Annotated in this window: 15 protein-coding genes, 1 tRNA gene and 1 pseudogene; 9 read left to right on the top strand and 8 right to left on the bottom strand. The window is 30.7% G+C overall.

Going from position 1 to position 20,094, the window contains the following annotated elements; all coding sequences use genetic code 11:
• Positions 1 to 47 precede the first annotated feature (47 nt).
• Positions 48 to 1,058, top strand: a pseudogene (locus ACMHJW_RS00675) (recombinase family protein); the annotation flags it as partial.
• Between the two features lie 529 nt (positions 1,059 to 1,587).
• On the opposite strand, the gene ACMHJW_RS00670 reads toward ACMHJW_RS00675, so the two are convergent.
• From ACMHJW_RS00670 to ACMHJW_RS00640, 7 genes are all read right to left on the bottom strand, one after another.
• Positions 1,588 to 1,662: transfer RNA gene (locus ACMHJW_RS00670), tRNA-Pro, on the bottom strand.
• Positions 1,663 to 1,722: 60 nt separating this feature from the next.
• A complete protein-coding gene (gene trpB / locus ACMHJW_RS00665) occupies positions 1,723 to 2,907 on the bottom strand; it encodes a tryptophan synthase subunit beta (protein WP_413531594.1) in 1,185 nt (394 codons plus the stop codon).
• An 11-nt stretch (positions 2,908 to 2,918) separates the two neighbouring features.
• Entirely contained in the window at positions 2,919 to 3,590 is a 672-nt protein-coding gene (locus ACMHJW_RS00660) for a phosphoribosylanthranilate isomerase (protein WP_413531593.1), read from the bottom strand.
• Complete coding sequence (gene trpC / locus ACMHJW_RS00655; protein WP_413531592.1) at positions 3,587 to 4,372, bottom strand: indole-3-glycerol phosphate synthase TrpC; 786 nt, start codon at positions 4,370 to 4,372, stop codon at positions 3,587 to 3,589. Before trpC ends, ACMHJW_RS00660 begins: the two co-directional genes overlap by 4 nt.
• On the bottom strand, positions 4,369 to 5,355 hold the full coding sequence (trpD, locus tag ACMHJW_RS00650; protein ID WP_413531591.1) for an anthranilate phosphoribosyltransferase: 987 nt from the start codon (positions 5,353 to 5,355) through the stop codon (positions 4,369 to 4,371). The genes trpC and trpD overlap by 4 nt, the downstream gene beginning before the upstream one ends.
• 2 nt (positions 5,356 to 5,357) lie before the next feature.
• Positions 5,358 to 5,921, bottom strand: a complete 564-nt coding sequence (locus ACMHJW_RS00645) for an anthranilate synthase component II (protein WP_413531590.1) — start codon at positions 5,919 to 5,921, stop codon at positions 5,358 to 5,360.
• 3 nt (positions 5,922 to 5,924) lie between these two features.
• Complete coding sequence (locus tag ACMHJW_RS00640; RefSeq protein WP_413531589.1) at positions 5,925 to 7,319, bottom strand: anthranilate synthase component I family protein; 1,395 nt, start codon at positions 7,317 to 7,319, stop codon at positions 5,925 to 5,927.
• Between the two features lie 254 nt (positions 7,320 to 7,573).
• Here ACMHJW_RS00640 and ACMHJW_RS00635 point away from each other — a divergent pair, with 254 nt between their 5' ends.
• The 8 genes from ACMHJW_RS00635 to ACMHJW_RS00600 all read left to right on the top strand — a co-directional run bounded on the left by ACMHJW_RS00635 (position 7,574) and on the right by ACMHJW_RS00600 (position 17,643).
• A complete protein-coding gene (locus ACMHJW_RS00635) occupies positions 7,574 to 8,350 on the top strand; it encodes an enoyl-CoA hydratase/isomerase family protein (RefSeq protein WP_413531588.1) in 777 nt (258 codons plus the stop codon).
• 63 nt (positions 8,351 to 8,413) lie between these two features.
• Entirely contained in the window at positions 8,414 to 9,190 is a 777-nt protein-coding gene (locus tag ACMHJW_RS00630; RefSeq protein WP_413531587.1) for a hypothetical protein, read from the top strand.
• Between the two features lie 12 nt (positions 9,191 to 9,202).
• On the top strand, positions 9,203 to 9,907 hold the full coding sequence (locus tag ACMHJW_RS00625) for an SDR family oxidoreductase (protein ID WP_413531586.1): 705 nt from the start codon (positions 9,203 to 9,205) through the stop codon (positions 9,905 to 9,907).
• Positions 9,908 to 10,029: 122 nt separating this feature from the next.
• Positions 10,030 to 11,121 (top strand): glycosyltransferase family 9 protein, encoded by a 1,092-nt coding sequence (locus ACMHJW_RS00620; RefSeq protein WP_413531585.1) that lies wholly within the window; start codon positions 10,030 to 10,032, stop codon positions 11,119 to 11,121.
• 81 nt (positions 11,122 to 11,202) lie between these two features.
• Complete coding sequence (locus tag ACMHJW_RS00615; protein ID WP_413531584.1) at positions 11,203 to 11,916, top strand: glycosyltransferase family 2 protein; 714 nt, start codon at positions 11,203 to 11,205, stop codon at positions 11,914 to 11,916.
• Complete coding sequence (locus tag ACMHJW_RS00610; RefSeq protein ID WP_413531583.1) at positions 11,916 to 12,551, top strand: lipid-A-disaccharide synthase N-terminal domain-containing protein; 636 nt, start codon at positions 11,916 to 11,918, stop codon at positions 12,549 to 12,551. The genes ACMHJW_RS00615 and ACMHJW_RS00610 overlap by 1 nt, the downstream gene beginning before the upstream one ends.
• Entirely contained in the window at positions 12,535 to 14,166 is a 1,632-nt protein-coding gene (locus ACMHJW_RS00605) for an ArnT family glycosyltransferase (RefSeq protein WP_413531582.1), read from the top strand. The genes ACMHJW_RS00610 and ACMHJW_RS00605 overlap by 17 nt, the downstream gene beginning before the upstream one ends.
• 93 nt (positions 14,167 to 14,259) lie before the next feature.
• The gene (locus ACMHJW_RS00600; RefSeq protein WP_413531581.1) at positions 14,260 to 17,643 is read left to right on the top strand and encodes a hypothetical protein; all 3,384 of its coding nucleotides are present in this window, start codon (positions 14,260 to 14,262) and stop codon (positions 17,641 to 17,643) included.
• Between the two features lie 51 nt (positions 17,644 to 17,694).
• On the opposite strand, the gene ACMHJW_RS00595 is transcribed toward ACMHJW_RS00600, so the two are convergent.
• Complete coding sequence (locus tag ACMHJW_RS00595) at positions 17,695 to 20,058, bottom strand: outer membrane beta-barrel protein (RefSeq protein ID WP_413531580.1); 2,364 nt, start codon at positions 20,056 to 20,058, stop codon at positions 17,695 to 17,697.
• Positions 20,059 to 20,094: the final 36 nt, after the last annotated feature.

Raw genomic sequence — 20,094 nt, 5'->3', positions numbered from 1 at the left:
ATACTTTGCAACGCAGTTTTTTTATCGGACAACTCTTAGGTCATATTATGTGCAATTTTAGATTTAAAGCGATGGGTTATATAGCAGACATTTACATACGAGTTAGTACAGACGAACAAGCTGATAAAGGTTATTCCCAAAGAAATCAGGAAGAGATGTTACGTAAATATTGTCTTAATCAGTCTATTGAGATAAGGGATGTTATTTATGAAGATCACTCAGCAAAAACATTCAATAGACCGCAATGGAAAAACCTTATCACAACGTTGAAAAAGAAAAAGAATCATGTGAACCTTATCCTTTTCACGAAATGGGATCGTTTCAGCAGAAATGCTGGTGATGCCTATCAAATGATTAACATTCTTCGCGGGTTGGGCGTAGAACCGCAGGCGATAGAACAACCACTTGATTTGTCTATCCCTGAGAATAAAATGATGCTGGCATTTTATCTTGCGGCTCCTGAAGTTGAAAATGACCGTCGTGCATTGAATGTATTTTACGGAATGCGCCGAGCGAAGAAAGAGGGGCGCTATATGGGATTAGCTCCTGTAGCATATGAAAATAAAACTTCCGAAAATGGAAAGAAATTTATTGCACCGAAAGAGCCTGACGCTTCCGTTTTAAGGTACGCATTTAAAGAAATAGCGAAAGGTATATTCAATACCGAGCAGGTGTTTAAGCAAGCGAAAGAAAAGGGATTGAAATGTAGCAAGAATGCTTTTTGGCAGGTTATACGAAATCCATTGTACTGTGGTAAAATATTCGTTCCCCAGTTCAAAGACGAAGAAAGCTGTTTCGTTGATGGGCAACACGAGGGAATCATATCTGAATCGCTCTACTATGAAGTACAGGACGTATTAGATGGACGCGGACGAAACTATCGTCCCAAGATAAAAACCATTGATGAGTTTCCGGTTAGAGGATATTTGGTTTGCCCTGAATGCAGTAAGTTATTGACTGGAAGTAAATCAAAAGGTAGAAACCGTTACTATGCATATTATCATTGTATCGGAGGATGTACGCATCGTGTGAATGCTGAAAAAGTCAACGCGGCTATTGTAGAAGACTTAATTGAATTTCTTCCTAAAATCCAAAATAGATCTTTCTATGAAGAAACCATTTCGAAAGACTACCTAGGTGGAACACTAGAAGTACAATCAGAAAAAAAGGAGATTTTGGCAGAAATTAAAGATTATGAAGATCGATTATCTCACACGCGAGACCTGCTTGCTACTCGTCAGATTGAAGCTGAAGACTATAGAGAAATGAAATCAGTCTATAGTTCAAAGATTTCTGCTCTGGAAGCAAAGCTAAATAGAGTTAATTATGATTCAGATAACATTCAAGACCTTATAAAACAAGGAATTAACAAGATAATTGAGATAGAGAAAAATGTAATGAAAGGAGAACTTGCAGAGATATCAAAAGATATTGGTTCAATTTACCCTGAAAAAATCATTTTTTCAGAAAGCCAAGTTCGAACCGCTCGTCGAAACGATTTTATACAACATATCAACTTGATAAACAAAAAGTTATATACAAAAAAAAACGGGACAAAAGTAGATTTTTCTACTTTGTCCCGTGAAGTCGGGGTGGCAGGATTCGAACCTGCGACCTCCTGCTCCCAAAGCAGGCGCGATGACCGGGCTACGCTACACCCCGATAGATTTCATTATCGTGGGTGCAAATGTAAGGTGATTTTTGAAAATTAACCAAATATTTTTAAGAATATTTTTTGTAAACTTTCATATATGTCTCTAAATCTTTATCTCCTCTCCCCGAAAGATTCAGAACCACAATATCTTGCGGTTTAAAATTTATTTTTTCTAAAGCAGCCAAAGCATGAGAAGATTCTAACGCTGGAATGATTCCTTCCTCTTTTGTTAACATAAAAGCAGCTTCGAGCGCTTCTTCATCTGTTGCATTTAAAAATTCTGCACGACCAGTTTTGAACAAATGTGCATGTAAAGGTCCAACTCCTGGATAATCTAAACCAGCAGAAATTGAATAAGGTTCTACAATTTGTCCATCTTTATCTTGCATCAATAATGTACGACTCCCATGAATAATTCCTTCTGTTCCTTTTATAGTTGTTGCAGCTGTCTCTCCTGATTCTACTCCTAATCCTGCTGCTTCTACAGCTATTAATTTTACTGAATCATCATCTAAAAAATGATAAAAAGCTCCAGCAGCATTGCTTCCTCCTCCAACACAAGCTATCACATAATCAGGATTTTCTTTTCCATATTTTTCTTTCATTTGTGCTTTAATTTCTTCCGAAATAATCGCTTGAAATTTTGTAACCATTGCAGGATAAGGATGAGGACCAACAACAGAACCAATAATATAAAAAGTTTCAGGATTATTTATCCAATAACGAATTGCCTCGTTTGTAGCATCTTTCAATGTTTTGCTTCCTGATGTTGCAGGAATTACTTCTGCACCCAACATTTTCATACGCGCAACATTTGGTGCTTGACGAGCAATATCAATTTCTCCCATAAAAACGATGCATTCTAAACCCAATAAAGCACAAACTGTAGCTGTTGCAACGCCATGTTGTCCAGCTCCTGTTTCGGCAATAATTTTAGTTTTCCCCATGCGTTTCGCTAAAAGTGCTTGACCAATTGCATTATTTATTTTGTGTGCTCCTGTATGGTTTAAATCCTCTCTTTTTAAAAGAATATTTGTATTGTATTTTTTAGAAAGATTTGGTGCAAAATACAATGGACTTGGGCGACCAACATAATCTTTTAACAATAGATTAAACTCATCTTTAAAATCTTTTGTATCCACATATTTTTCTAAAGCTTGCGATAACTCTTCGCAATTATGATGTAATAATTCTGGGATAAATGCTCCTCCAAATTCACCATAAAAACCTCTTTCGTCAACTTCGTATTTCATTTTTTCTTTTTTTAATTTTGTTCAATTCGTGCATCAATTGCATCGATAAACTGTTTTACTTCGTTTGTTTTTTTTATTCCTGGCATTAATTCAAAACCACTATTTATATCAAAACCTAAACATCTCGGATGTTGAAAATTTTTCAAAATAAAAGCATCTTCAAGTACTATACCTCCACTTAATAAAAAGGGTGTTGATAACTGATAATTTGTTAACAATTGCCAATCAAATTTATGTCCAGTTCCACCGTAATTATCAGATTTCGTATCAAATACAAAACTATCAACAACTTGTTGATAAATGGTTAATTGTTGAAAATCTTCAATAGATTTTATACCAATTGCTTTCCAAATTTTAAAATCTAGAAAGTTTTCATCTGTTAATAATCGTTGATGTTTTTGATTGATTAATTCTTCACAAAAAGAAGCGGTTTCATCACCATGCAATTGGACAACATCTAGTTTGAATTGCTCAACTTTTTCAAGAATATCTTTGATTGATGTATTCACAAAAACGCCAACTTTTTCTGCATTTGGGAAAATATCAAAAATAGATTCATCTTCTACAAATCGTTTTGATTTTGGATAAAAAATAAATCCAACATAATCTGGTTCAATTGCTGCAATTTCTTTGAAATTATCAACATTATTATTTCCGCAAACTTTTACTTGAAAACGTTTCATTTAGATTCTTTTACAAATTGTTCGAAAGCTTCGCCAGGATAATCAGCTTTCATAAAGTTTTCACCAATCAAAAAAGCTTGAAAACCTGCTTGTCGCAATTCTTTGACAGTTTTAGGATCAGAAATTCCACTTTCAGCAACTTTTATTAAATTGGTTGGCAATTGTTTCAAAATTTGTTTCGATTTTTCAATATCTACTTCAAAATTTTTCAAATTACGATTGTTAATTCCAATCAAATCAATAAACTCATTTACTTTTTCCAATTGATCTTCTGAATGCAATTCCAACAAAACTTCTAACCCGATTTCTTTTGCTGTTTTCGCTAAATGATAGACTTCATCTTTTGTCAAACATTCTGCAATTAATAACATCAAATCTGCTCCGATTGCTTTTGTTTCATAAACTTGAAATTCATCTACAATAAAATCTTTACGCAAAACTGGAATATTCAATGTTTCTTTTGCTTGTTGCAAATCATCAAAATTGCCACCAAAAAATTGTTCATCTGTTAATACAGAAACAACAGAAGCTCCGAATTTTTCGTAAGCCGAAACCACTTCTTTTACAATTGCATTTTTATTAATAAATCCTTTCGAAGGAGATTTTCGTTTAAATTCTGCAATAATTCCAGATTTTGATTCATCTAAAAGTGAAGCTTTTGCTGATTTTACAGGAAGTGCAAAATTTTCGGAATTTCTAAAACTTTCTATGGATTGAGTTTTTTGCTTTTCTAAAATTTCTATTCGTTTTTGTGCAACAATTTCGTCTAATATCGTTTTCATGATTTCATTAATTTTTGGAATACATTCAATGCTTTTTTACTTTCTAAACTTTCGTTTGCGATTGCTACGCATTCAATCAAATCCTTTGTTGGATAAATTGTTTTAAGCGCTAAAGCCGCATTTGCTAAAACAACTTCTTTTTGTGCTTTTGTCGAATTTCCTTCTAAAACACTTAGAAATATTTTCGAATTTTCTTCAATTGATTTTCCTCCTTTTATTTCTTCAGGCTGAAGAATATTCAAACCAAAATCTTTACTTTCTAAAATAAATTCGCCTGAATTATTATAAACTTTTGTTGGCGAAGTCAACGAAATTTCGTCATAACCAGCCAATGCAGTAGAAATAGAATATTGAATACCTGAATTTTGCATTACATAATGATACAAACGAGCTGTTTTTATGTCATACGTTCCCAAATTTTGAAATTCTGGCTGAACAGGATTTACCAAAGGTCCCATTAAATTAAAAAATGTTTTCACTGCCAAACCTTTTCTAATTGGAGCTACTTTTGCCAAAGCAGGATGAAAAAGTGGCGCATGTAAAAAAGTAATCCCAACTTCGTCATATTCACGTTTCAATTTATCTTGATTTACTGAAAATTCGTAACCAAAATTATCCAACATATTCGAAGAACCACTAACAGAAGATGCTCCGTAATTTCCTTGTTTTATAATTTTTTCACCAGCTCCAGCTAAAACAAAACAGCTTAACGTAGAAATATTGAATGTATCTTTTCCGTCTCCTCCAGTTCCCACAACATCTATCGCTTGCTTTGGTAAATCTACTTTGATACATAAATCCAATAATGCACGGCGATAACCTTTTAATTCTTCCAATGTAATATTGCGCATATTAAAAATGGTTACAAAAGAAGCTAATTCAACATCTGAATATTTTTCTTCCGAAATTTCGACCATTATTTTATACGCTTCTTCTTCGCCTAAGGTATAATTTTCGAATAATAAATTTAATAACTTTTTCATCTTTAAGCTTCCAACCAATTTTTAATCATTTCATCTCCAAGCGGTGTCAAAATTGATTCTGGATGAAATTGAACACCTCTTACATCATAAATTTTATGACGTAAAGCCATTATTTCTCCTTTTGAACCAACTGCTGTGATTTCTAATTTTTCAGGGAAATCATCGTTTGAAACTACCCAAGAATGATAACGACCAACTTTCAATTCTTTTGGTAAATTTTGGAATAAGACATCGTCTTTTATCACTTCTATTGTTGATTCTATTCCATGGAAAACCTCTTGTGTATTTAATAATTTACCTCCAAAAACTTCTCCAATAGCTTGTTGCCCTAAACAAACTCCAAAAATAGATTTTGTTGCTGCATATTTTTCAATGATTGGTTTTAATAAATTTGCTTCATCCGGAATTCCTGGACCTGGAGAAAGTAATATTTTGTCGTAATTATTAACATCTTCCAAAGAAATTCCATCATTGCGAACAACTGTAATATCATCAGAGAATTTCTTTAGTGAATGCACTAAATTGTATGTAAACGAATCGTAATTATCGATAACTAAAATTTTCATAGTTTATAAGTTTTGAGCAATTTCGATTGAGCGACGAAGCGCTCCTAATTTATGATTGACTTCTTGTAATTCATTTTCTTCGACTGATTTGGAAACAACTCCAGCACCAGCCTGAAAATATAATGTATTTTGTTTGCTAACGAATGTACGAATCGCAATCGCCATATTTATATCTCCATTAAATCCTAAATATCCAATTCCTCCACCGTAAACACCACGATTTTGATTTTCATAACCATCTAATAATTCCATGGCTTTAAATTTTGGTGCTCCAGAAAGTGTTCCTGCTGGAAAAGAATCTGCAAAAACTTTCATTGTATTAATAGTTGGATCTAATTGCGCTGTCACTTTCGAAACCATATGAATAACATGAGAGAAATACTGAATTTCTTTGTATTGTGCCACTTTTACATCAGCAGAATTTCTGCTCAAATCATTTCGAGCTAAATCAACTAACATCACATGTTCTTCGTTTTCTTTAGGATCAGCAATTAATTTTTCTGTTAATTCTTTATCCAAATTAGAATTTCCTGTTCTACGAACTGTTCCTGCAATTGGATGAATCTCTGCATGATTATTATTGATAATAATTTGTGCTTCTGGCGAAGATCCAAAGATTTTATAATTTCCATAATCAAAATAAAACAAATAAGGCGAAGGATTTACCGAACGTAAAATGCGATAAACATTAAACTCGTCGCCTGAAAATTTTTGTTTAAATTGACGAGAAGGAACAATTTGAAAAACATCTCCACGAAAACAAGATTGTTTACATTTTGCAACCATTTCTTTGAATTCTTCATCCGTTAAGTTTGATTGAATTTCACTTTCAACATTAAAAGGATATTCTACAATTGATTTATTATGAACAACACTTTTAATTTCTGAAAACTTAGAAATTGTTTCTTCATTTTGATATTCAATAAACTGAATTTCGTTGTGAAAATGATTGAAAACAACAATATTTTGATAAAATGAATATGAAAACTCTGGAATCGTTGCTTCATTTCCCTTTGCAGAAAATTTTACCGTTTCGAAATATGGAATTGCATCCCAAGCAATATATCCAAATAACCCATTTATTGGTAAATCTTCTCCATTAATAATATTAAATTGTTGTGTAAATTCTTTGAATTTTTCAATCAATTCTTGACCATTCAATGCATATTCCTTTACTTCTCCATTTACATAACTTTCGTTTACAATTCCTTTTGTAACCTGAAAAGTTGCAATCGGATTAAGACAAATAAAAGAATTCGCATCTGTCTTAGAATGATAATCAGAACTTTCTAACAATAAAGCATTTGGATAAATATCTCGCAATTTCAAATAAAGCTGAACAGGAGTTGTTAAGTCTGCTAAAACAGTTTCTTTTCTTATATTAAAAGTTAAATTCATTTGATACTTATTAAAATTTAGAGCACAAAAAAAAGGCTTGTCGGTTCCGACAAGCCTTTTCTACATATAACTACATAGAGGTCTTACGAACCAACGTTTTGCTGTTCGATATTCCACCACCAGTTATTTGTAAATAATGTTTTCATTGGGACAAATTTAGAAAGGTTTTTCAATTGTACAAATTATTTTTTGATAAATTTTTTAGTTGGATAAACAATTAATATTTTTGATTAAATAATTAAAACACAAACAAAATGGAATATAATTATAACAACCTTACTGTTGAAGTAGAAAATAAAATTGCAGTAGTAACTTTAAATCGTCCAGAAGCACTAAATGCTTTAAACCAAGATTTATTAGACGATATTTCAAACTTTTTCACTGATTCAGATTCTGATCCTAACATTCAAGTAATTATTTTAACTGGCAAAGGAGAAAAAGCTTTCGTTGCAGGAGCTGATATCAAAGAGTTGGTACATCTTAATAGCCAACAAGGAGAAGAATTGGCAACAAGAGGACAAGAAAATGTTTTTGATAAGATAGAAGATTCAAAAAAACCTGTTATTGCTGCAGTTAATGGTTTTGCTTTAGGAGGTGGATTAGAATTAGCAATGGCAGCTCATTTTCGTATAGCTTCAAAAAATGCAAAATTAGGATTGCCAGAAGTAACATTAGGTTTAATTCCTGGTTATGGAGGAACACAACGTTTACCAAAATTAATTGGGAAAGGTAGAGCGATGCAAGCAATTATGACTGCTGATATGTTTACAGCTGATCGTGCTTATGAAATTGGTTTAGTAAATGAAGTTGTTGAACAAGCAGAACTAATTAACCGTGCAAAAGAAATCGCCGATAAAATTTCGAAAAATTCTTTTGTTGCAATTCGTAATGCAATTAGATCGATTAACGCTTATGACAAAGAAAATGGTTTTGAAATTGAAATTGAAAACTTTGGAAGTTTATTTGAAGAAGAGCATTTCAAAGAAGGCACAACAGCTTTTATTGAAAAAAGAAAACCAAATTTTAAATAATTTAAATTAAAAATAATTCTTACAAAAGCTTCAATTTTTTTTGAGGCTTTTTAATTTTACATCATGAAAAAATTAGTTATTGGATTTATTTTGATGATGAGTTCTGTTGTGTTTTCACAAGAAATTTATCAAGTTGTAGCACAAGAAGGATTAACTGTTAGAACAAGTCCAAATGGAAAAAGAATTGGTAAAATTCCGTATGGTTATCCTGTTAAAATTTCGGAAAAAGGCGAAGCATTTACAATTAAAGATAACGGAAAAGCAAAAAGTGGTAATTGGGTAAAATTAGACATTAGTTCATCCAAATTAATACTTGATGAAGGAATTAAAGATTCTTCTGTAGATGAAAATCTGTATGCATTTAGTGGTTATTTGATAACACAACAAAATTTTATCAACCAATTCGAAAAAGAAATTTCTACACATCCAGCATTTAATGATTTTTATTTGGCAACAGCATATAAATGTTTTGCTATAAAAGGTGATTTTTTTGGCGATGGCGTGGTTGACTATTTATATAGAATGATTGATACAAAAGGAAATACACGTTTATTTATTGTAAACAATCAGAAAAAAGGAAGTCAAATTTATGGTTTAGGTGGAGCGAAAGATCCATTTAAAATTACAAATTATGATTTCGGAACGTTGATGATAATTCCAAAAGGAACACCACTTTATTCGAATTATAAAGATGGTATAAAACGAAATTTAAATGGTGTTTCTAAAAATGAAATCGTAACTTTAGACTATGATGCAATTTATGTTCACCAAGAAAACGCAAAAGAAGGTGGATTTATTTACCGAAAAGATGGTAAATGGAATTGGCTGAATCAAAAATAAAACTAAAAAAACATGCAAAATATAGAAGGTAAAGTAGCTTATATAACAGGCGGAACGAAAGGAATTGGATTAGGAATTGCAAAATCATTAGTAGAAAACGGTTTGAAAGTTGCAATTTCTGGACGAAATATTGACGATGTTGAAAAAGCTCGTCATTATTTAGGAAATCAAAATGTATTAGCCATACAATCAGATGTAAGACATTTTGAAGATGAACAAAATGCCGTAAAACAGATCATTGAAGCATTTGGACGTTTGGATGTTGTAATTGCAAATGCAGGTTTAGGAAAATTTGCTCCAGTTGATGAACTTTCTTTAGAAGATTGGAATGCAATGATTGAAACCAATCTTACAGGAGTTTTTCATACAATGAAAGCCTCTGTTGAAGCGCTAAAAGCCTCAAAAGGAAATTATATTTCGATAGCTTCTTTGGCAGGAACAAATTTCTTTGCAAATGGAGCTGGTTATAATGCGTCGAAATTTGGTGTTGTTGGCTTTACACAAGCTGCAATGTTAGATTTAAGAAATTATGATATCAAATGTACAACGATTATGCCTGGTTCTGTAACATCAAACTTTAATGATCACGTTCCAAATTCGGAAGATGGATGGAAAATTCAGCCCGAAGATTTAGGTCAAATGGTTGTCGATTTATTAAAAATGAATCCAAATGTTTTACCAAGTAAAATAGAAGTTCGTCCCACGAAAACAAAATAATTTAAAGATCTCAATTTGAGATCTTTTTTTTAGTAAAAATATTTCGTAATTATCAATAGTTTATCTAGTTTCGTGGAAAAATAAAATAATACACAAAAGTTATTTTTAACGAGCACTTTTTAATGAGTTTTAAAAAATCAGTCAATTATTTTCGTCGTACAATTATGCGACGATTAACAGGAGGAATAGGTGAAGGAAATTTACCAAAAATAGATAACGAAAATCCTCTTATTCTTAATAGAGTTCTTATAAACAGACCGAATCAACGCTTAGGAAATATTTTATTAATTACTCCTTTAATTCAAGAAATTATCCGATATAATCCTAATGTTAAAATTGACTTATTTGTAAAAGGAAAAGTTGCTCCGATTATTTTTGAAAATTATCCACAAGTTGATCAAATTATTGAATTACCTAAAAAACCTTTCAAAGAATTGATTCAATATGGTAAAGTTTGGCTAAAAATCAAGAAAAACAATTATGATTTAGTGATTAATGTTGATAAAAATTCTTCTTCTGGTCGACTTTCAACTTGTTTTGCAAAATCTAATTACAAAATTTTCGGAAATGAATTTGAAATGAATTCAAATCAAGAAATTCATATTCATCAAGCTCAATATCCTGTTTATCAGTTCAAGAAATTTTTAGAATTGTCTAAAAATCAAGAAATAGACTTAAATATTCCCACACTAAATATTCAACTAACGGAGCAAGAATCGAAGAAAGGAGTAGAAACGTTAAATCAACTTATTCAAGATCCTTCAAAGAAAACCTTAGCATTTTTTACCTATGCTACTGGTATAAAATGTTATAATGAAGAATGGTGGACAGAATTTTACAATTTATTTTATTCTAAATATTCACCAGAATATAACTTGATTGAAATTTTACCGGTCGAAAATATCTCAATGTTAAATCATAGATTACCTACTTATTACAGTAAAGATGTTAGAGAAATTGCTGCTGTAATGAAAAGTTGCGAATTTGTAATTGCAGCCGATTCTGGTATGATGCATTTAAGTTGTGCTGCTCCTACAAGAACAATCGGTTTGTTTAAATGTAAAAACTTTTTAGCACGTTACAAACCTTACGGAGAAGGAAATGCAGTTGTCTTGATTGACACAGAAGACAAGTGCTCAATATTACAAGAAATGGATAATTTATTAACAAAAAATACTGTGTCTTCTCATAAAACAAATCTTCTATTAATTTGATATGAAATAAATTAAGTTAATTAAAAATATTTTAATTTCGTTTGATTATTTCATAGCTTTGTCCTCTGAAATAATACAAAAATGTCAACAGAGTTTACAATTATCATCCCAATTTATAATGAGGAAGATAACTTGATAAGATTGGAGGAAACAATGAACCAATATCTGTCTAAATCAATAAAACCAACTGAAATTTTATTGATTAATGATGGTTCTAAAGACAAAAGTTTAACTCTTATCAAAGAAATTTGCAATAGAAATAAAGCTTTTCATTATATTTCTTTTGACAAAAATTATGGCTTATCTGCTGCAATAAAAGCTGGTTTTGATACCGTAAAATCTAAATGGGTTGGCTATATAGATGCAGATTTGCAAACAGATCCAGAAGATTTCAATAAACTACTAACTTTAGCAGATCAATATGATTTGGTTACAGGAGTTCGTGCAGATCGCAAAGATTCTTTTGTAAAAAATATGTCATCTAAAATAGCAAATTCTATTCGAAGAGCATTTACAAATGATGGAATGGATGATACTGGTTGTCCATTAAAAGTTATAGATGCAGAAAAAGCAAAAAAAATCCCAATGTTCAAAGGTTTGCATCGCTTTTTACCTGCTATGATTTTGTTACAAAACGGAACAGTTACTCAAGTTCCTGTCAAACATTTTCCTCGCATTGCTGGTGAATCAAAATTCAATTTATGGAATCGATTATTAGGTCCATTAATGGATTGTTTTGCCTTTGTTTGGATGAAGAAAAAATACATCAATTATAAAATTCAAGAAGGAGCATAATGCCAAGTTGGATCGTTATTAGTATTGGTTTTCTTGCGCAAGCACTTTTTTCGAGTCGTCTTATTTTACAATGGATTGTTTCCGAAAAAAATAAGAAAGTACTTACGCCAAAATTATTTTGGGAAGTTAGCTTGTTTGCTTCTGTTTTGCTATTTTTTTATGGTTATTTACGTCATGATTTCTCGATTATGTTAGGTCAAACCTTAACGTATTATATTTATATCAGAAATATTCAACTTCAAAATCATTGGAAAGAATTTCCGAAAATAGCGCGCATTTTTTTGTATATTTTTCCTGTATTAATTGTTTTTTATGGATTCAATAACGGAATTTTTGATGTAGATTTATTATTCAAAAACGAAAAAATTCCGGTATGGCTCTTATCTTTAGGAATTGTATCACAGGTACTTTTCACATTTCGCTTCGTTTATCAATGGATTTATTCCGAACGAAAACACGAATCGCAATTACCAATGGGATTTTGGACAATTAGTTTAACAGGATCATTATTGATTTTAACTTATGCGATAATTCGAAAAGATCCGGTTTTATTTGTTGGTCATTTTATGGGATTTATCGTTTATGCTCGAAATATATTAATCAAACGAAAAGAAAAAAATGGTTCAGTGGATTAAGCAAAATTCAGTTTTATTTTTAATCATCGTTACACTTTTGATGTTGTTTGTGAATCTTGGTGTTCTACAAACAAATATTATGGAAGCGAGAAATATTATTTCTGCGCGAGAAATGGTACATGAAGGAAACTGGATTTTTACAACACTAAACAGCTTACCACGATACGAAAAACCGCCTTTACCAACTTGGATAACAGCTTTCTTTGGTTATTTTTTTGGTTTCGAAAATTTCTTTTGGCTACGTATTCCGGTCGTTTTAATCACGATTTTATTGGTTTTTTGGTTCTACAAAACCTTAACTTATTTCAATTTAACAAAACAACAAGTTGTTAATTCTTCATTGGTTTTAATCACTTCGTTTTACATATTTTTTTCTGGAAGAGACAATAATTGGGACATGTACACACATAGTTTTGTCATGGGATCGATATTGTTTTTAGTAAAAGAATTTCAAGCTTCAAAATTTAATTTATTCAACTTTGTAGCTGCTTTTTTCTTATTAGCTTGTTCAATAATGAGCAAAGGTCCTGTTTCATTATATGCACTATTTCTTCCATTTTTAATCGCTTATTTTATTGTTTATAGAAATAAATTCGGTAGAAATTTAAGCCTTACAATTTTAACCATAATATTAGGTTGTGTTATAGGATTTGCATGGATGATGTATGTCAGATATTTTGATGCTGAACATTTTTTAGCAGCTTCGCAAAAAGAAGTAAACAATTGGCACAGCTACAACACTCGCCCATTTTACTACTATTGGAGCTTTTTTACACAATCTGGTTTATGGACAATTCCAGCTTTAGTTAGCTTGATTTATCCTTATCTTAAAAATAAAGTTGCAAACAAAAAAGCCTATCAATTTGCTTGGTTGTGGACAGTTTTATCCGTTATTTTATTATCAATCATTCCAGAAAAAAAATCAAGATATTTATTACCAGTTTTAATTCCGTTGGCGATGAATATTGGTTTTTATATCGAATATTTACGCTTAGAATTTAAAAATATATCAAATAAAACTGAACGATATTTTACAAATTTTACTTTTGGTTTGTACGGAATAATAGCAATTGGTATTTCAATTGGCGTTTTTATTTACACAAAAGATCGCATTTCAGATTTTTTAATCTGGTCGATTCCTTTTGCTATTATCAGCTTAATTTTAGGAATTTCAATTTTTAAAGGTTTCAAAATAAAATCATTTGAACAAATATTTTATTCCACTATTTTATTAATGTGCTCGGTTGTTGCATTTGGTTTTCAGCTTTCTAAATTAACTTTCTCTGAAGAATTGTATTCATCCGCAAAAAATCTAAAAAAATTAGAGCAACAAAACCAAATCAAAACATACGAATGGCAAAGCTTTGTTCCAGAAATTGTATTTGATTATGGTACTTCTATTCCTGCAATCTATGATGGAAAAGAAACTACTTTTCCAAAAGAAGCTAAATTTGGAATGTTAGCAAGCGCATCAGATTCTACTTTTTTTGCTAATCATTTCAAAGATTATTCAATCAAAAAAATTGGTAATGTCGATTTGAATCATTCTTCAAAAAATCAGAAAAATTATAACGATCGTATTCAAAGAAACTATTATTTGATTCAAAAAAAGTAATTAAATTTCGAGTAAAATTTTTAGCTTAAAATTTCGTTATCCTAATAAAATCTTTTGCAGTTTCGGATTCTATTTTCTCTATGTTTTTGGTTAGTGAACACTTTTGTATTTGCTCAAAATTTTGGGTGGAAAAATCCTAATTTCAGACAAGATTCTGTTCAACTTTCTGATACAATAAAACTACAGAACAAAGGGATTTTATCCGAAAAATTTCAAATTTTAGATGCGACAGGAAATCCAATTTCAAAAGAATTATATACCATAAATTTCGAACGAAACGAAGTTTATTTCAATCCTTCAATCGCCAAACAAATGGTGAAGATTCAGTATTTTGTGAATCCAAAATTAGCTGAATCTGTTTTTTATGCGAAAAATCCGAATATCATTATCAGCGATTCGAAACCAGTTGATATTTTTCATCAAATAGAACCAAAATCGAAACAAGAAAACAAAGATGTTTTTGACGGATTGAATAGTAAAGGTTCCATGATTCGTGGAATTCGTTTTGGGAACAATCAAAGTGCTTCTGTTCAATCTTCTTTGGATTTGGAATTATCTGGAAAATTATCGGATGATATAACCGTAAATGCCGCAATTGCGGATAATAATGTGCCAATAGAATCGGATGGTTACACACAAAATTTACAAGAATTTGATAAAGTTTATATCGAATTAGCGAATAAAAACTCAAAAATAAGAGCTGGACATATTGATGTTAACACGAATCAAGAACGTGATTTTTTCAATCCATTTAATCAAAAAGTTACAGGATTACAATTGTCAACACAATTGAAAGGAAAAAAATCTTCGACTAATATTTTTGCTTTGGGAAGTATTACAAGAGGCGAATTTATGCGTGTTAATTTTGTTGGACAAGACGGAAATCAAGGTCCTTACAAACTTTCTGGAAAGAACAATGAATTGTATGTTATTATCATTTCGGGAAGTGAAAAAGTATATATCGATGGTGTTTTGTTGGAACGAGGCGAGCAAAATGATTATGTAATCAATTATAATACAGGAGAAATCTCGTTTACTGCAAATCGGTTGATTACTGCGAATACGCGAATTAACGTGGAATATTTGTACAATTCTCGAAATTATTCGCAAGTTCTACTTTATGGCGGCGCTGAATACGAATCAGAACGATTAAAATTATCTGGTTTTTTCTTTTCTCAAGGTGATTCTAAAAACAATTCGCTTGGAAATGATTTGACTGATGAGGAGAAACAAATTCTCGCAAATGCAGGAAATGATCCACACAAAATGTACACAGTTTCTGATGAGAAAACAACTTATGATTCGAATAAAATCTTGTATCGAAAAGTAAGTCAAAATGGTTTAGATATTTTTGAATATTCTACAGATCCAAATGACGAATTGTACCAAGTTGCTTTTACATATGTTGGTCCAAATCAAGGAAATTATCGACAAATAAATGTCAATCAAAATGGAAAAGTTTTTCAATATAACGAACCAATTGCTGGTATTTTACAAGGCGATTATGAACCAATTAAACAATTAATTTCTCCTAAAAAATTACAGATTTATACCTTAAATGGAGAATATCAATTAAAAAATAATGGAAACATTGGGTTTAATTTTGGTTTGAGTAATTACGATCAAAATTTATTTTCTTCGATTGATGATCAAAATAATTCTGGTTTAGCAACTCGTATTTATGGTGAAAAAACATTTTATTTCAAGGATTGGAAAATTACGCCTTATGCCGAATGGAATTTTATCAACAAAAATTATAAAAGTGCTGAGCGATTACGTGCTGTAGAATTTGCGCGAGATTTTAATTTGGAACAAGAATTAAGCGACGTAAATCAGAATTTTATCACAACAAAAATCAATTCATCTTGGAAAGAAAAATTCAATGCACAATATAAATTCGATTATCTAGAAAATACAGGATTATATAAAGGTTTGCGAAATCAACTTGATGCTAATTACAAAACCAATAAAGATGAAATTCTAGCACAAGCCAATATTTTATCAACAAAAGCAACGCTTCAAAACACAAATTTCACGCGTTATATACTAGATGGAAAACGAAAAATTGGAAATAAATTTTGGGTTGGAGCTAGAATTTGGGGCGAAAATAATGATATAGATGATTTGACAAAAAATCAAAAATCTGATTTGAGTTTTAAATGGAATGAATTTCAATTGAAAGGAGGTTTTGTAGATTCGCTTGGACATAAAATTGATTTAACGGCTTATCAACGTCAAGATGATTCGATTCGTTTAGGATCTTGGCAAAATATTCAACAAAGTAAAGGAGCTATTTTTAATTCAACTTTAATACAAAAACAAAATCATCAATTAAGTTTAAATTTCCATTATCGTCGCGTTAATTATCAATTTTTAAATGCGCCAAACGAAGATTTTATGACAGGAAGTTTAAAATGGTACAAAGCTTTTTTCAATCAAGGTTTACAATTAAATGTAGATTACGAAGTAGGAAGCGGCGTAGAACCACAACGAGAATTTCAGTATGTAAAAGTTTCGGATGGAATGGGAATTTACAAATGGACAGATTATAATGGCGATGGAATTGAACAAATTGATGAATTTGAAGTTGCAGAATTTATCGATCAAGCAAATTATATTCGCGTTTATACAAATACAATAGAATATCTAAAAACCAATAAAAACCAATTCAATTTCACGCTACGTTTTCGTCCAAAACAAGTTTTCAATACCGAAAATGAATTTTGGAATCGTTGGATGTTTCAGCAAAATATCTCGGCTAGCAATTCGTTGCGAAAAGAAGGAACAACTTTAGAATGGAATCCTTTTACGAATTCGTCTCAAATTTTAGGAAAAACAAGAAGTATTCGTTCGTCAGTTTTCTTCAATCAAGGAACGCAATATAAATGGTCGACAAATTTTATTTACAATCAACAACAATCTCAAACTTATGTTTACACAGGTTCTGAATACCGAAATTCAGATAGTTATTTGTTGCAAATGCGTTATAAAATTTTGCAAGATTTAATCGCTAGTTTTGATACCGAATATATGATAATTAAAAGCGATTCAGAATTATTTTTAAGCAGAAGATATAAGTTAAATAATCTTCGTTTATCGCCTAAAATAACTTATCAAACAGAAAAAAATCTTATTACATCGTTGTTTTATAATTATCAAAACAAGAAAAATGTTTCAGGTGAAGAACAATTAAATCAATCCGATTTGGGAACAGAAATTCAATGGAATAGTTCGGATAAAATGAGTTTATTAGGAAGTTTTAGTTTTATCAATAATAAATTTACCGGAAATCAAGAATCTGTTGTCGGAAATCAAATGATGGAAGGTTTGCGCGCTGGAAATAATTTTGTTTGGCAATTGCAAATACAAAGACAAATCACAAGTTTCCTACAATTGAACATTTCGTATGATGGACGAAAAACTGAAGATAATAAACCAATTCACACAGGAAGTGTACAAGTACAAGCAAGATTTTAAAATAACAAAAAGACGATTTCTAGAAATCGTCTTTTTATTATTTTTCATTTTTTACATTCTATTTACCTCATCTTGATTTCCTGTTTCACGATTTTTTACCGAAAGTTTATTGCTTCCGAATTTATAATTCAATCCTATTCTAATGCTCTGAATATCCCAAACATTTGCAAACTTTTGTACAATTCCATTATTATTTTGCGACAAATATTCTTGAGCTTTAAAAATATCTGTTGCATTCAAACTCAATTCTAATTTTTTATCAAACATCAAATATTTGAATGAAAGGTTGAATCTTGCATAAGATTTCAGCTTATAATTTTGGAAAGTTTCACCAAAATTTTGAAAATAAATCAAATTGATAAACATTGTTTTTTGTTGATTAAGTGTAAAATCATTCGTTGAGAATAATGAACTCGACCATCCTTTGAATCTTTTCGAAGAAATTGCAACATTTGCACTCGAATAAGAAATTTCAAAAGTAGTAATGCTCGTCCACCATTTTGTAGGATTTATTGTCATATTTTGACTTAAACCAAAACTATCCGAATCCACAAAATTCATCCATACAAAAGCATTGTGTTTTGTCTTTTCATCAATAATTGAAGCTTGATTTACGCCATTTCTCAAACCTGAATAATAAAGTCGAGTGTCAAATTTTTTATACGTAAAAGTAAGTTCTAAATTCTGTGTAAAAGCTGGTTTCAGAAAAGGATTTCCTTCGTTGTAAACATATTCGTTTTGGATAATTCGAAAAGGATTTAAACTTTCGTAATTTGGACGATTTATTCGGCGCGAATAATTAATTCCTAAACTTTTGTTTTTATCAAAAGTATGTAACAAATAAAATGATGGAAATAGTTTGATATAATCTGTTTTATTCGTTTGATTATTTTCTCTAGAAAAACCTTCTGTTTGTGTTGCTTCTACTCTCAAACCAACTTGCATTTGCCATTTTTCGCCAAACTTTTTATTTCCATTCAAATAAATTGCTTCGTTGTTTTCTTTGTATTTGAAAAGATTTGACAATTTATGATCGAAGGTATAATTGTAATTTTCGTCAGCGTAATATGCTTCAACCAAATTATTTGATTTTGATTGCGAAAATTTTGCACCAAAACTCCAATTGAAATTTTTTGAAGGAAGTTCCACATCTATTTTCGACGAAAAATTCTCAATTCGATTATTTAAATTACTTTTTCCTCCAAAAAAAGAATTTTCTATTAATTCATTATTCTGATAAGAATTCGTCGCATAAGTTCTATTCATCGGCGATGAATAATGAACATAATCAGCATCAAAAGAAATCTTTTTTCCTAATGAATCAAGTACAAATTCTGAATATAAATTGACCATTGATTGATTCATTTTTCCATTCTCGAAGGAGTTTCCTTTATTCACTTGATAAATTTCATTCGCTAAATTTTTGAAAAACATTTCTTGCGGATTCTCTGAATTATTCTTCGAATTATTGAAAGAAAATTTTGAGCCAATCGTCCATTTATCAGTTAATTTATAATCAACAGAAAATCGTCCACCAAGATATTTGTTCACATAATCTGTATACGAAATGTTGTTTCTGCGTGCATCAGAAAAAAATAATTCGTTGTTCCAAGTTCTCAAAAATCTTCTATCTCCAGCATTCAAAGAAGTTTGAATTGTCCATTTATCTTTTTGTAAATTATATGCTGCATTGTAGCGTTCTGTATTTCTTTTGCTGCGCGCATACGATGCTCCTATATTAGAATTCCAACTGTTATTTTTTATTTTTTTGGTCACAATATTTATAATTCCACTATTTCCTTCTGCTTCATATTTTGCGGGCGGCGTTGTTATAACTTCTATTTTTGAAAGATCGGAAGCGCTAATACTTTCCAAATAACTAATCAAATCCGTTTGCGACATATAAGTTGGTTTGTCGTCTATTAAAACAAGAACAGCGTTTTTTCCGGAAACAGCAATGCTTTCGTTTGTAACATTCAAGCCTGGCGTTGCGCGTAAAGCATCCATTGCAGTTCCGCCAGCTGCCGAAGTAGAATTTTCTACATTGAAAACAAATTGATCTATTTTTCTTTCCATGATTTTCTTCTCTGCTCCAACCACAACTTCTTGTAAATCTGTAGATGTTTTGATTTCAATTTTTCCTAAATCGAGCGAATGAACTAATTGAATATCTTTTTCAAAAACAACTTCTTCAAAATATATAATTTCAAGTTTGTAGATATTTTTATTTGCTTCGATAACAAATTTTCCGAGTTCGTTTGTTGTAGCATTTATAATTGTATCCTTGTTAGATAAAGTAATATCAACATAAGGAAGCGCTTTATTTTGCTCGACAACTTCGCCTGTTATCGTATAATTTTGAGCAAATAGAAAACTGGAGCTAAATAGAATAATAAGTTGAATAAATGTTTTCATATCGGATTAATTTTGAACAAATATTCTCCAAATCAT

The organism is Empedobacter brevis, from assembly GCF_965118635.1.
Lineage (GTDB): Bacteria > Bacteroidota > Bacteroidia > Flavobacteriales > Weeksellaceae > Empedobacter > Empedobacter brevis_A.
Note: the sequence above shows the minus strand (reverse complement) of the source record. Positions and strands in the feature narration are given on the sequence as shown.

Coding starts and splice junctions, on each gene's coding strand:
- ACMHJW_RS00630 (WP_413531587.1), top strand. CDS start 8,414: ATGAAAAAATTAGTTATTGGATTTATTTTGATGATGAGTTCTGTTGTG.
- ACMHJW_RS00640 (WP_413531589.1), bottom strand. CDS start 7,319: ATGAATTTAACTTTTAATATAAGAAAAGAAACTGTTTTAGCAGACTTA.
- ACMHJW_RS00610 (WP_413531583.1), top strand. CDS start 11,916: ATGCCAAGTTGGATCGTTATTAGTATTGGTTTTCTTGCGCAAGCACTT.
- ACMHJW_RS00645 (WP_413531590.1), bottom strand. CDS start 5,921: ATGAAAATTTTAGTTATCGATAATTACGATTCGTTTACATACAATTTA.
- ACMHJW_RS00605 (WP_413531582.1), top strand. CDS start 12,535: ATGGTTCAGTGGATTAAGCAAAATTCAGTTTTATTTTTAATCATCGTT.
- ACMHJW_RS00615 (WP_413531584.1), top strand. CDS start 11,203: ATGTCAACAGAGTTTACAATTATCATCCCAATTTATAATGAGGAAGAT.
- ACMHJW_RS00625 (WP_413531586.1), top strand. CDS start 9,203: ATGCAAAATATAGAAGGTAAAGTAGCTTATATAACAGGCGGAACGAAA.
- trpB (WP_413531594.1), bottom strand. CDS start 2,907: ATGAAATACGAAGTTGACGAAAGAGGTTTTTATGGTGAATTTGGAGGA.
- ACMHJW_RS00660 (WP_413531593.1), bottom strand. CDS start 3,590: ATGAAACGTTTTCAAGTAAAAGTTTGCGGAAATAATAATGTTGATAAT.
- ACMHJW_RS00620 (WP_413531585.1), top strand. CDS start 10,030: ATGAGTTTTAAAAAATCAGTCAATTATTTTCGTCGTACAATTATGCGA.
- trpD (WP_413531591.1), bottom strand. CDS start 5,355: ATGAAAAAGTTATTAAATTTATTATTCGAAAATTATACCTTAGGCGAA.
- trpC (WP_413531592.1), bottom strand. CDS start 4,372: ATGAAAACGATATTAGACGAAATTGTTGCACAAAAACGAATAGAAATT.
- ACMHJW_RS00595 (WP_413531580.1), bottom strand. CDS start 20,058: ATGAAAACATTTATTCAACTTATTATTCTATTTAGCTCCAGTTTTCTA.
- ACMHJW_RS00635 (WP_413531588.1), top strand. CDS start 7,574: ATGGAATATAATTATAACAACCTTACTGTTGAAGTAGAAAATAAAATT.